The organism is Ornithinimicrobium sp. (assembly GCF_030537745.1).
In the GTDB taxonomy this organism is placed as follows: domain Bacteria; phylum Actinomycetota; class Actinomycetes; order Actinomycetales; family Dermatophilaceae; genus Ornithinicoccus.
Genome location: NZ_JAUNVI010000046.1, coordinates 10,563 through 23,380, shown reverse-complemented (window position 1 = coordinate 23,380; position 12,818 = coordinate 10,563). Strand labels below are relative to the sequence as shown.

Sequence of the window (12,818 nt, the reverse complement as noted above, 5' to 3'; positions counted from 1 at the left end):
CCAGTCCTCGAGCGGTGGCCACGGTCGTCACGGTCACGACGCTGATAGCCACCGCTCGAGGACTGGCCACCCTCCCGACGCTCATAGCCACCACCGGCGGGACGGTCGTCGCGATCGCGACGGGGGTAGCCGGTGCGCTCGCGTTCGACCCGGGGTGACCCGTCCCCGGTCGGGCGTGAACGGGGCCCCTTCATCTGGGCCCGCGCCTGCTTCTCGCGGGCCTGACGGGCAATCTTCTTCTGCTCTGGGGTGTGACGGGGCTTCTTGTTGCCAGAAATTCCGGCGCGGACGGGCTTGGCCATGACGGCTCAACTCACTTCATCAATATCATCGAGGTTGGATCTCGCCTCGACGCGCTGAGCGTGACCGGACCATCCTCCAGGTGCATCTCGCGGCACCCGCATGGGCCTCCGGGAGCGAATCGTCCCGGGGCATCGGCACCGTCATACTTCGCGGCGCACCGAACAAGTGTACCGGAGGAACGCCCCTGTGCCGATCTCGTCGCGCTCAGGCGTCGATCCGCTCCCGGTCGAGGCCGTCGGCAGAGCTGACAATGAAATCCTTGCGGGGCGCGACGTTGGATCCCATGAGCAGGTCAAACACCTCATCGGCACGGGTCGCGTCGGCGAGGGTGATCCGGCGAAGCGTCCGGTGCGCCGGGTCCATGGTCGTCTCCGCCAACTGGTCCGCGTCCATCTCCCCCAGGCCCTTGTAGCGCTGGATCGGCTGCTTGATCGCGCGGCCCTTGCGCTGCAGGCCGGCGATCGTGGAGCGCATCTCTTGCTCGGTATAGGTGTAGATGTATTCCTTGCCGCCACGGCGCCCAGCGACCTCAACCCGGTGCAGTGGTGGCATCGCGGCATAGACACGGCCAGCCGCCACCAGCGGCCGCATATAGCGGAAGAATAGCGTCAGCAGAAGGGTCCGGATGTGGGCGCCGTCCACGTCCGCGTCGGTCATGATGACGATCTTGCCGTAGCGGGTCAGGTCGAGGTCGAAGCTGCGGCCGGACCCCGCGCCGATCACCTGGATGATGGCCGCACACTCGGCGTTGGAAAGCATGTCTGAGACAGAGGCCTTCTGGACGTTGAGGATCTTGCCGCGGATCGGCAGCAGCGCCTGGTAGTCGCTGGATCTGGCCAGTTTGGCCGTGCCCAGCGCGCTGTCGCCCTCGACGATGAACAGCTCGGTGCGCTCGGTGGCGTTGCTGCGACAATCGGCCAGTTTGGCCGGCAGCGACGAGGACTCGAGTGCGTTCTTTCGCCGCTGCGTCTCCTTGTGCACCCGTGCCGAGATGCGCGACTTCATCTCCGAGGCGACCTTCTCCAGCAGCAGGCTCGCTTGCGCCTTGTCGCCCCGGTGGGTGGAGGTGAGGCGCTCGGTGAGCGACTGTTCGACGACCCTCGACACGATGGCCCGGACCGCGCTTGTGCCCAGGACCTCCTTGGTCTGTCCCTCGAATTGAGGCTCGGCCAGCCGCACCGTGACGACCGCGGTCATTCCGGCGGTGATGTCGTCCTTGTCGACCTTGTCGCTGCCGACTTTGAGCTTGCGGGAGTTGATTTCGAGCTGCTTGCGGAAGACCTTCATCAGCGCCTGGTCGAAGCCAGAGACGTGGGTGCCGCCCTTGGGGGTGCTGATGATGTTGACAAAGCTGCGCAGAATGGTGTCGTAGCCAGTCCCCCAGCGCACCGCGACATCCACGTGGCACTCCCGCTCGACCTCTGTGGACACCATGTGGCCAGAGCTGTCGAGCACGGGCACGTTCTCGGTGAAGCTGCCAGAGCCCTGCAGCCGCCACACGTCGGTCAGCGCCGTGTCCGCGGCGAGATATTCGGCATACTCGTTGATCCCGCCGGAGTAGGCGAACACCTCCTCGTGCGGTCCGTCAGCACCAGCGGTGCCAGGCAGCCGGCGCTCGTCGCTGATCACCATAGCCAGGCCCGGCACCAGGAACGCTGTCTGCCGGGCTCGTGCCAGCAGCTCCTCATGGACGAAGTGGGCGCTCTTGATGAAGATCTGTGGATCGGCCCAGTAGCGGACCCGGGTCCCAGTGACGCCGCGCTTGGCCTTGCCCACGACGGCCGGCTCGGTGCGGCGCTGGAAAGGGGTGAAAGGCGCGTCCGGAGAGGGATCGTTGCGGCCGTCCTCGAACTCGCCGGGCTCCCCGCGACGGAAGCTCATCCGGTAGGTCTTCCCGGCCCGGTCGACTTCGACGTCGAGCCGCGCAGACAGCGCGTTGACGACCGAGGCGCCCACCCCGTGCAGGCCACCGCTGGCGGTGTAGGAGCCGCCACCGAACTTGCCGCCGGCGTGCAACTTGGTGAAGACGACCTCGACGCCGCTGAGTCCGGTCCGTGGCTCGATGTCGACGGGGATGCCGCGCGCGTGATCACGGACCTCGACCGAGTTGTCCTGATGCAGGGTCACCTCGATGCGGTCACCGTGCCCGCCGAGCGCCTCGTCGACGGCGTTGTCGATGATCTCCCACAGGCAGTGCATGAGACCCCGGGAGTCGGTGGACCCGACATACATGCCCGGGCGTTTGCGGACCGCCTCCAGGCCCTCGAGGACCTGCAGGTGACGCGCGGAATAGTCGGGGCTCGTAGTCACGGTGAGCAGGCCCTCCTTCTCGTTCCTCGTGGTTTCCCGCAGGCTATCCCGCGCCGCTGACAGTCCCGCGCAGGCGCGGCGCGGGCATTCCCTTCTACGCGGTGAGCGAAACGACGGGCACTCCAGGCACAAAGAAGGGGTGTGACGTCGTTGACATGCTTGACTGTGAAAGACACGGCCCAGGAGGCGGTCATCCGACCGACTCTCTGGTGCACGAGAGGAGACCCGCCCGTGAACACCACCCTCAGCCCAGAGTTGACCGCCTCTGACCGTTGTGACCGCTGCGGCGCCCAGGCTTACGTCCGAGCTCGGCTCGGTGATGGCCTCGAGTTGCATTTCTGCGCTCACCACGGCCGCGAGCACCTGAACAAGTTGCGCGGACTCGACGACATCGACATCCTCGACGAGACCCACCACCTGCACGCCCAGGAGGCGTCGGTCATCTGATCGGGCTGCCTGCCCACCCCGGTGAGCAGGCATGCTGACACACTCTTTCTCTATGAGCCCGGTCGAGATCGTCGTCGCCCTGCTGATGGTCGTCGGCGTGCTCGGGATCGTCATCCCGATGCTGCCGGGCCTGCTGATCGTGCTCGGCGGCACTCTGCTTTGGGCCTTTGACGAGCAGTCCACCCTCGCCTGGGTGCTTTTCGCGGTGGCGGCCGCGGTGTATGTCGTGGGCCTCGCGTTGCAGTTCTTGGTGCCGGGAAAGCGACTGCGTAGGGCAGGGGTGTCCACGAGCACGCTGCTGGTTGGCCTGGTCACGGCGATCGTGCTGGCGTTCGTGATCCCCTTTGTCGGGATCTTTATCGGCTTCCCGCTGGGGATCTTCCTGATCTCGCTGCTGCGGACACGCGATGGGCGTGCGGCATGGGTGGCGACCAAGCACGCGCTGCGCGCGGTCGGCCTCAACATGCTGATCGAGCTGACGACCGCTTTCGCGATCATCGGCACGTGGGCGTTCACGATCACTTTCCTGGACCGCACCTAAGGCCAGACGAACGGTCAGAGGACCAGCAGAACGGTCAGCGGCCTTCTTCGCGTCGCTTGTCCCACTGCTGTTCCATCCGCTGCATGAACGTCCCGGAAGGCTTGGGCTTGCGTGGGGCCTTGCCCTTGGGCCCCCCTGACCCTGTGGAAGGGCCGTGCACCCGGCCGTCATGGTGCACGACGCTGAGCCGGGGGTGGCTCCGAGCGGGGGTTGCTGCCCACGCTCCACCGAAGACCATGGCCAGGAAGCCGAGTCCGCCGACCAGGATCAGCTGTGACATGACGCCGACGAGGACCAGCCCGAGTCCGGCGAGCGCGATGATGACACCGAGCGCGATACGACGGCGGTCAACCACGGGAACACCTTGGGAGGTGCTCTTGAGTTGGCTCGCCAAACGTGGGTCCTCCGCGTAGAGCGCTTGCTCCATCTGCTCAAGGACACGTTGTTCGTGTTCGGAGAGCGGCACGGTGACCTCCGGTGGTGGTGGTGCTGGGCTGTCGCCAGCAGACGACGACCAAGTCTAGATCTTCAGGATATGTCGGTAACGCGCGAAGCACTAGTCAGTGTTCCCTAGCGTTCTTGTTGATCGACGTCCCGCGATCAGGCTGGCAGGACGGACGGCGTTGTCACCGAAGCGTGCCGCTGCCCGATCCATCGCGCGTTCGGCCTCCCGCCAACCGCGTTCTGGCTCGTCCAACCGCCCTTGGACGAGGGTGCGGCCAGCCTCGGTAATCCCCTCCACCCGAACCCCCAGCAGCCTGATGCGGGCCCGCTGGAGCCCGAGCGCGTCATACAGTGCGCACGCCGTGGCATGGATCTCGCGGGTGACGTCGGTGGGTGCGGCGATGGTCCGGGATCGGGTGATCGTGGTGAAGTCGGAGAATCGAACCGTGAGCACGACGGTCCGTCCGAGCACCTCCCCGTGACGCATCCGGCTGGCGGTGCGTTCGGCGAGGTGGAGCAGACGGCGCCGGATCTCCTCGGGGTCGTCAATGTCGTGGGCGAAGGTCTCCGACGAGCCGACGCTGCGCTCAAGCTGGGGAGCGACCACGGGATCGAAGGCTCCGTCTTGGCCCCACGCCAAGGCGTGCAACCGTTCGGCTTGGCCCTTGCCCATCGCTCTGCGGAGGGTGGCCAGCGGCACATGCGCCAGTTGCGCCACGGTGCGCAACCCGAACTGGTGCAGCTCGGACTCGGTCGCCTCACCTACGCCCCACAGCGAGCCGACCGGCATCGGGTGCAGGAAGGGCACGACCTCCGGACCGCTGACCAACCGCATCCCGTCCGGTTTCGCCGCCCGCGAGGCCATCTTGGCGACCGCCTTGCACGGCGCTCCCCCGATCGAGCAGGTGATCTGCTGCTCGTCGGCGACGGCGTCGCGGATCCACTGCCCGATCACCTCGGGGCCGCCCCACTGCCTACCCGCTGCGGACACGTCGAGGAAGGCTTCTTCCATTGACACCGGCTGAACCCGCGGTGTCACCTCGGCGAAGATGGCCATGATCGCCTCGGAGACCCGCGTATAGCTGTCGTAGTCGGGGCGCACCACGACCGCCGGCGGGCAGAGCCTGCGGGCAGTAGCCATCGGCATACCTGACCGGACCCCGAACGCCCGTGCTTCGTAGGTCGCACAGAGCACCACGCTGCGCCATCCTCCGCCGATGAGGACCGGCTGTCCGCGCAGCTCTGGGTGATCGAGCAAGGAGACAGAGGCGTAGAAGGCGTCCATGTCGACGTGCAGCACGGTGATGTCCTCGCCGGGCCAGGCGGGGTCGGCTGGGTCGGCTGGGTAGCTCGTCCCGGCCACCCGATCGTCCACCCGTTTGAGGATCTGAGCGCCGGCCATCACCATCCCGAGCTCCCGGGGCTGGCGTGCCACAGCTTGCTTCCAGGAGTGCTACGCGGGTCCACGCCAGGTGTCTGCACGTCGGCGTAGGGCGACTGGCGATAACCCGAAGCATGCACCAGCACGCGGCGTCCCGCAGGTTGCTCGGCGTCCTCGGACTGCTTGCGAGCCAGTGCCTCGGCCTCTTCGAGCAACGCCCTGGCTTGCTCTTCGGTCGCGGCCATCACGGCACTCACCTCCTGGGCTCCACCCCGCTCCCACGCCTGAAACAAGGAACCCAGCTCCCAGGCCCCGGTGGCTCGGATCGAGAGCCCGCGCGGCCCGGTCCGACGCACCACTCCGCGCACCAGGAGCAGCCAGGAGTGGAAAATGGTCGACGCGAACGGACCCTGCACGTCCTCGAAGAAGGTCGCGTCCGCGGGACCGGTGCCGTCGTCGAGAGTGAGGAAGACGACCCGTCGCCCGGACCGCACCGGTGGCGTCTGGGTCGCGACCTTGGCTCCGGCCACGAGCACCTCCGAGCCGTTGCGCCGGGACAGCAGGTCACGCGACGGGGTGACGCCCAGATCGGTCAACATCGGCGCAAACCCGGTCACGACGTGCGAGCTGACGTCCATCCCGAGCACCTCCAGCTCGGCCCGCAACTGCTCCTGCTCGGTCATCTCGGGCAGACCGCTGCTGGTGACCGCCCTGCCAGCGGGCTCGTCACCGAGCTGGAACGTCAGCTGGGTCGCGACCGCCTCCTGCGCGTGCCAAGAACGGCGGCCGACGGCCTGCTCCCGGGTCCGGGCCGCCACCTCCCCCTCTAACGGCAGCGCCGCCCCTTCGGCTCTAGGCGTCAACGTCGGTGCCGGGCGGCGGCGGCCCACCTTGCTGCGTCCGGCACCGGTCGCGGAGTGCCGGGTCCACCGGTCCAGCTCCCGCAGGTGCAAAAGCAGGTCGCGGCGGGTCGGCTCCCCACGGCCGAGGTGGTGCCGACCGACCCGGTGCAACGCGTCTAACCCGCCCGCCAGGACCAGCCGCTCCGCGGTCGGACGACTGATCCTGGCTCGTTGCCACAGCTCACCCAGTGAGGTGTAGGGCTGACCAGCCACGATCCGAGCGATCTCGTCATCACTGATCCCCCTGACGTCGGCCAGCGAGAGCCGGATCCCGTAACGGTCTGCTCGGGCCTCGACCGTGGCCATCGCCTCATCGACCCGGTCCGTGCCGGGCAGCCCCGGGCGCGGTAGGCGTGGTGAGCGTGGTGGGCGCGCATGCTGGCCCTGGCCCTGGCCACCCTCGATCCGCTCCACCCGATAGGTCCCGCCCGAGGCGTTGACGTCAAGGCCGAGGATGTGCACGCCCATGCTGCGCGCCTCGTCCAGGATGAGACGTTTGGGATACATGCCGGGATCGTGGGTGAGCACGCCAGCGAGGAAAGCTGCGGTGTGATGCGTCTTGAGCCAGGCGGACTGGTAGGTGGGCAGCGCGAAGGCCGCCGCGTGCGCCTTGCAGAATCCGAACGACGCGAAGGCGGCCAGCACTTCCCAGATCCGCTCGACATCGACCGGGGAGTAGCCGCGACCCGCGGCAGCGGCCCGCCACCACGTCTCCACCTCCCGCTGACCCTGATGGGTGCCCATCGCACGCCGCACCTCGTCGGCCTGCGCGAGGCTGACGCCGGCAGTCTCCGCGACGATCTGCAGGACCTGCTCATGGAAGACGACAACGCCGCAGGTCTGCGCGAGGTAGGGCTTGAGGCTGGGGTGGAGATGATCCGGCTCACCCCAACCCTGTCGGGCGTGGAGGAAGGGCCGGATCATGTCGGACTTGACCGGGCCAGGACGGAAGAGCGAGATGTCGATGATGATGTCGGCGAAATTCTCCGGGGCGAACTTCCCGACCAGCTCGCGCTGCCCGGGCGACTCGATCTGGAAGCAACCCAGGGTCCGGGTGGACTGGATCAGGGAGTAGGTGTCGGGGTCGTCCAGCGGCACCTGGGTCCGGTCGTCGAGGTCGATCCGCTCCCCGTCGACCCGCTCGATCTCCTCGATGGCGTGGGTCATCGAGGATTGCATGCGGATGCCAAGGACGTCGAGCTTGAGCAACCCGAGCTCCTCGACGTCATCCTTGTCGAACTGGCTCATCGGGAAACCCAGCCAGCTCGCCTCGACTGGGGTGCGGTCGAGCAGACCGGTGTTGGACAGGATCATCCCGCAGGGGTGCATCGCGATATGACGGGGCAGACCGTCCAGCGATTCCGCCAGCTCGAGCAGTTGCTGCATCCGGGGGGCGTCCAGACCTTGGCGGCGCAACTCGGGCAGGTCCCGGATGGCGGCACGGGCGTCCTTGGCGCGGATGTGCGGGAACGCCTTGGCGATGACATCGATCTCCCCCGGAGGCATCCCCAGGGTGGCGGCGACGTCGCGGATCGCGTGCCGGACGCGGTAGGTCTCCGCCATGGACACGCAGGTCACCCGCTCAGACCCGAACCGCTCGAGGATCCGTTCGTACATCTCGGTGCGCCGGGCCGACTCCACGTCGATGTCGATGTCGGGCAGCTGTGCGCGCAGCGGCGAGCAAAAGCGCTCCATCAGCAACCCGTGCTCCATCGGATCGACCCCGCTGATCCCCAGCAGGTAGGTCACCAGGCTGCCGGCCCCCGAACCCCGCGCGGCCACCCGGACCCCGTGCTCACGGATGAGATCGCAGACGGTGGCGACAGTGAGAAAGTAGGTCGGATAGCCCAGGCCGGCGATCACGCCGAGCTCATCGTCCAGCCGGGTGCGGATCGCGCCGAGGTATGACGTGCTCGCGCCGGGATAGCGGGTTGTCACCGCCTCGGTGCAGCGCTCGGTGAGCACCCGGTGGGCCTGGCCGGTGCCGCTCACCCCGAGGACCTCCGGCTCGGGCAGGTGGACCGCGCCGATGCCCAGGTCGGAGCGGGGGTCAGACCGGCATTCCTGCGCCAGGGCCAGGGTGTCGCTGAGCAGCTCGGCGGCACGGGCGTCGCTGCCGCTGGCCTGTTCCAGGTGGGCGGCCGTCGCGTGCATGGTGGCGGTGTCAGCGAGGTGTCCGGCGGTGCTGACCCGGTCGAGGTGGCGCTCGTCGAGGACGACCATCCTCCGCGCGGCGTCGAGCACGTCCACCACCCTGGCCTGCTCGGGCACGGCATGGCGCACCGCGGCGGTGAGGACTGCGGGGACGCCGCACTCCCGGGCCAACGCCCACATCCGGGCGGCGTGACCCAGGCTGGCCGGCGTGCCCTCGGGCCCGCCGTGACAGACGACCTCGATGCGCAGGGCTCCGGGAGGCAGCTCTCGTTGCCATGCGAGCAGCATGGCGGTGGCGGCGCCGCGGTGGCGGGCGAGGACGGCTCGACCCACGTCGGAGTCCGGACCGAGGAGCACGACCACCGGGGCGACGCCGTCGACGGGGGAAGCAGCCCGTGCAAGGAGGTCAGGGCGGGTGCGGGGGATCCCGCGCTCTCCCGCGAGGTGGGTCTGGGTGACGAGGCGGCACAGCCTGGCCCAGCCGATGCCGGGCACCAGCCCGGACTGCTGTCCGCGGGCCAGCACGACGACACGAGGCTGTTGGTCATCGACGAGGCTGCCGCCCTTGACCGGCTGCGCCCTGTTCTTAGACCTCGGCGCCACCCTGTCGAGCCCGGGCACCGCCGGCGCCCTGCTGGTCTTCGAGGTGACCCCGGCTGCCGCTGCCCCGGTCAACGCCACCCGACCTGCTCCGCTCGCTTCCCGGGCTCTCCCCCCGGCTGCAGCGCACTGCTCCCTGGGGCCACCGGCCGCGAGCGCTAGGTCGACCCCGAGGATCGGCGCAACTGCGGCGTCGCGGCATGCCTTGACGAAACGCACCGCACCGTAGAGGCCGTCACGGTCGGTCAGCGCGAGGGCAGACTGGCCCAGCGCCGCTGCTCGCTCGACCAGCTCGACAGGGTGGGAGGCGCCATAACGCATAGAGGCGCTGGACGCGACATGCAGGTGGGCAAAGTCGTCAGGCATGGGCATGAGAGACGGTCAGCCCCGCCCGACGGGGATCAGCTCGGCCGGAAGCGGGGTCGCGCACGGCAGATGCAGCGCGGACCGGACCAGCTCCAGGAATCGCTCTCCCGCCCGGACCAGGTCATCGGCGTCCCGCGGGGTGACGCAGTCGACACCCCGCTCCAACGCGAGCCGGCGCCGGCCCGACTCGGCGAAGAACACTGCCCACTCCGTCAGCTCCGGCGCGACCGTGGGCAGCACCTCCCACACGCTGCGCGGCCGGGTCCGGCGGCTGGGTGAGCTGCGGGCGGCGAGCAGCGCCGCCCCAGCGCGCAACCCTGCGAGGTGAGCCTGGGTGTAACGCTCGGGCGCGGTGCTGCTGTGGCAGGCCACGAGCAGCCCCTCGCGGGCCCGGTCGAGCAGGTCCAGCACGGCCCCGACCTGTCCGGCCGGCCCGTCCGGACCGGTTTGGGTGCCCCGCTGCCCGACCTGGTGGGTGGTCGGCTGGGTGGCCGGGTTGTGGGTGATGGTGGTCATGGTGCCCTCTCCTTCGTCGTCCTGTCGTCGGGTTGTCTGTGCTGTCGAGCGCTGTGTCGTCGAGTGCCGTGTTGCCGAGTGCGGTGTTAGCGGGTGCGGCGCCCTACTGCCACCCCTCAGTCACTGACCCGCTCCAGGAGCCACTCCTGTCCACGCACCAGGTCATAGACACCGCGACCCGCCGTCCGGCCCGCCGACGCCTCTACCCGCCATACCTGTTGCTCCAGGTCTGCCACGGTGAACGGCCCTCGCGTCGTCGACTCGGCCTCCTGGCTGCCACCACCGTCAGCGCGGCGCCACCAGGAGGTCCGCTGGGTCCACTGGGCCAGCACGCCCTGCACGATGTGCACCCGCCCGCGCCAGAGGAAGAGCGTCGGGACCTCGCTGCTTGCGGCCTGGACCCCGCGTTGCCACCCCGCCTCCAGGTGGACCCGGTGCTCGACCGGGTCGCCCAGCCTGACCTCGACCTGCTCCTGATAGCGCCTACTCATCTCCACGTCCTTCTCTGCACGTCCTTGTGCTGCACCGGCCTCGCTGCAACCCGAAAATCGAATGTGTGTTCGATTAGGACAACTGTACGACTACGCACCGACAGAGTGTCAACCCCACGCTTGCAGCCCTGTGGACAACTCCGCTGCCGCCCTAGCCCCCTCTTGGCAGGATGGGGCACGGTCCGGGCCACAGGAGGGGATGGCCCGGGCCACCCCCACCGGGAGGCTAGGCTCAGACCTTCAGGCAGCACCCGACATCACCACCTCATCCGGTGGCCCACTCCCGCTCCCCCCACGCCCAGGAGTTCACGTGCCGCACGCCCATCCGTTGGACGGCGTCGACCTTCGTGCCCGCGTCCAGCGGGTCCTTGACCAGCACCTGACGCAGCAGCGTGCGGTGCTCGCCGAGCTCGGCCCACCGATGGGCCCGCTGGTGGACTCCGTGGCCGACCTTCTCCTCGGCGGCAAGCGCCTGCGCGCGGCCTTCCTCTACTGGGGCTGGCGTGCACTCGGTGGAGAGGACGACGAGTCGGTCATCCGCGCCGCGAGCGCGATGGAGATCTTCCAGGCCGCCGCGCTCCTGCACGACGACGTCATGGACAACAGCGACCTGCGCCGTGGCCGGCCCACCGCGCACCGCGCCTTCGCCAGCCAGCACCATGAGTATGGCTGGAGTGGCGACCCGGAGCGGTTCGGTCACGCCGCGGCGATCTTGGCCGGCGACCTCTGCCTCAACTGGACCGATGAGATCTTCTCCACCAGCGGCCTGCCCCGGGAGGCGCTGGAGCTGGCCAGAGCAGAGTTCGACCGGATGCGCACCCAGCTCATGGGTGGGCAGTTCCTCGACATCCTCGAGGGTGCCCACGGCTGGGCCGACCTGGGCTACGAGCAGCGTCTCGAACGCAGTCGGACCGTCATCCGCTACAAGAGCGCGCAATACTCCGTCAGCCAACCACTCCTGATCGGGGCCTATGCCGCCCGCGCTGACGAGGACACCATCAAGGCCCTCGCGTCCTACGGCCTCGCCCTCGGCGAGGCCTTCCAACTACGCGACGACGTGCTCGGCGTCTTCGGTGATCCCGACGAGACGGGCAAGCCGGCCGGTGACGATCTTCGCGAGGGCAAGCACACCGCCCTGATCGCCCACGCCCTCGAGCTCGCCGACGCGGACGGCGCCGAGCTCATCTCCGCGAGCCTGGGCGATCCCGACCTCGACGACCAGACCGTGGCCATGTGCCGCGAGGTGCTCACCAGGTCAGGTGCGCTCGAGCGCACCGAAGCGATGATCGAGGCGGGCGCCACCGAGGCGCTCGCAGCACTTGAGACCCTCACGACCCTGACCGACGAAGGACGGGCAGCCCTCGTGGAGCTCGTCGCGATCTGCACCCAGCGCCAGACCTGAGGCACCCTTCACGCCGTGGCCTCCGCCCGGCGAAGGACGTGCCGACGGATGGCGTCCGCGCTGGAAGGCGTCCAAGAAGGCGCCCTAGAAGGCGTGCTCCTGCGCGCGCCGACGGACCTCCGTCTTGTTGCCCGACCGCAGGGATTCGATCGCGCTGCCGCCATCCAGAGTCTGGTCCGGAGCATGCAGCCAGGCGATGATCTCCTCATCGGAGAGTCCGCCGTCGCCCAGGACGACGATGGTGCCCCGCAGCGCCTGCAGGGGCCCGTCCTCCACGAGGAAGCTCGCCGGGATCATGACGGCTTGATTTGGCCCGCGCCGCTGCCCGACCAGCTCCCGGTCCTGGAGCCAGCGCTTGACCTCGGTCAGCTTGGCGCCGGTCCGTTCCATGATCTCGGGGACACTGACCCACTCAGGAATTACATCCATGTCACTTACCACATCTTCTAGTCAATCACACAACGCGACACGCACGGCAACTAGCGCAGTCACGTCGTCTCAGGGTAACGTCCCTTCTGCCTCACGGGCGATCAGGTTTCCCTGCCTGCGCAACAGCCCCATGAGGTGCCGGCTTTGTCCCAGGTCGGCGCCACGCACTCGCGTCCCGGAGGATCCCGTTGAGCCCGTTGTTCGTTGCCCTGCCCCCTGCAGACCTGCCTGCCGTCGCCTACCAGCCGCCCGGTCTGCACACCGTGGAGCTGCTGGCCGCCAAGACGACGGGCGCGCACACCATCCGCTCCGGTGACACGGTCTATGGGATCGCGGCGAGGTATGGCGTCAGCCCCCAGGCGATCGTGCGCGCGAACGGGCTCAAGGACGGCGGACGCTGGATCATGCCCGGAGATGTCCTGACCATCCCGGGCAAGGGCGCCTCGTCGGCCGATGCTGCTCCCCAGCAGACCAGCACCCCGTCCAAGGTCTCCCCCAGCTCCTCGGCGGGCTCGATCACGGTCCGCGCCGG

11 protein-coding genes are annotated in these 12,818 nt (G+C 68.7%); 4 read left to right on the top strand and 7 right to left on the bottom strand.

Translation table 11 applies throughout. The annotated features are described in order from the left end of the window. Window positions 1-507: 507 nt before the first annotated feature. A complete protein-coding gene (locus Q4P07_RS10410) occupies window positions 508-2,613 on the bottom strand; it encodes a type IIA DNA topoisomerase subunit B (RefSeq protein ID WP_303374847.1) in 2,106 nt (701 codons plus the stop codon). Window positions 2,614-2,844: 231 nt separating this feature from the next. Here Q4P07_RS10410 and Q4P07_RS10405 point away from each other — a divergent pair, with 231 nt between their 5' ends. Both Q4P07_RS10405 and Q4P07_RS10400 read left to right on the top strand, forming a co-directional pair. Next, the gene (locus Q4P07_RS10405; RefSeq protein WP_303374846.1) at window positions 2,845-3,060 is read left to right on the top strand and encodes a hypothetical protein; all 216 of its coding nucleotides are present in this window, start codon (window positions 2,845-2,847) and stop codon (window positions 3,058-3,060) included. A gap of 52 nt (window positions 3,061-3,112) precedes the next feature. After that, a complete protein-coding gene (locus Q4P07_RS10400) occupies window positions 3,113-3,601 on the top strand; it encodes a DUF456 domain-containing protein (RefSeq protein WP_303374845.1) in 489 nt (162 codons plus the stop codon). Window positions 3,602-3,635: 34 nt separating this feature from the next. Here the strand turns inward: Q4P07_RS10400 and Q4P07_RS10395 are convergent, their stop codons facing one another. The 5 genes from Q4P07_RS10395 to Q4P07_RS10375 all read right to left on the bottom strand — a co-directional run bounded on the left by Q4P07_RS10395 (window position 3,636) and on the right by Q4P07_RS10375 (window position 10,455). Beyond that, window positions 3,636-4,067: a DUF3040 domain-containing protein gene (locus Q4P07_RS10395; protein WP_303374844.1), complete on the bottom strand. Its 432-nt coding sequence runs from the start codon at window positions 4,065-4,067 to the stop codon at window positions 3,636-3,638. A gap of 90 nt (window positions 4,068-4,157) precedes the next feature. Continuing rightward, complete coding sequence (gene dinB / locus Q4P07_RS10390; RefSeq protein WP_303374843.1) at window positions 4,158-5,480, bottom strand: DNA polymerase IV; 1,323 nt, start codon at window positions 5,478-5,480, stop codon at window positions 4,158-4,160. Further along, entirely contained in the window at window positions 5,447-9,448 is a 4,002-nt protein-coding gene (locus Q4P07_RS10385) for a DNA polymerase III subunit alpha (protein WP_303374849.1), read from the bottom strand. The genes dinB and Q4P07_RS10385 overlap by 34 nt, the downstream gene beginning before the upstream one ends. 15 nt (window positions 9,449-9,463) lie before the next feature. Then, entirely contained in the window at window positions 9,464-9,964 is a 501-nt protein-coding gene (locus tag Q4P07_RS10380) for an SAV_6107 family HEPN domain-containing protein (protein WP_303374842.1), read from the bottom strand. 116 nt (window positions 9,965-10,080) lie between these two features. Continuing rightward, window positions 10,081-10,455: a DUF6504 family protein gene (locus Q4P07_RS10375; protein WP_303374841.1), complete on the bottom strand. Its 375-nt coding sequence runs from the start codon at window positions 10,453-10,455 to the stop codon at window positions 10,081-10,083. Between the two features lie 310 nt (window positions 10,456-10,765). On the opposite strand from Q4P07_RS10375, the gene Q4P07_RS10370 reads away from it, so the two are divergent. Continuing rightward, on the top strand, window positions 10,766-11,857 hold the full coding sequence (locus Q4P07_RS10370; protein ID WP_303374840.1) for a polyprenyl synthetase family protein: 1,092 nt from the start codon (window positions 10,766-10,768) through the stop codon (window positions 11,855-11,857). An 84-nt stretch (window positions 11,858-11,941) separates the two neighbouring features. On the opposite strand, the gene Q4P07_RS10365 is transcribed toward Q4P07_RS10370, so the two are convergent. Continuing rightward, entirely contained in the window at window positions 11,942-12,286 is a 345-nt protein-coding gene (locus Q4P07_RS10365; RefSeq protein WP_303374839.1) for an Rv2175c family DNA-binding protein, read from the bottom strand. Window positions 12,287-12,474: 188 nt separating this feature from the next. On the opposite strand from Q4P07_RS10365, the gene Q4P07_RS10360 reads away from it, so the two are divergent. Next, window positions 12,475-12,818 (top strand): LysM peptidoglycan-binding domain-containing protein (locus Q4P07_RS10360; protein ID WP_303374838.1); only part of this gene is annotated, 344 nt, incomplete at its 3' end.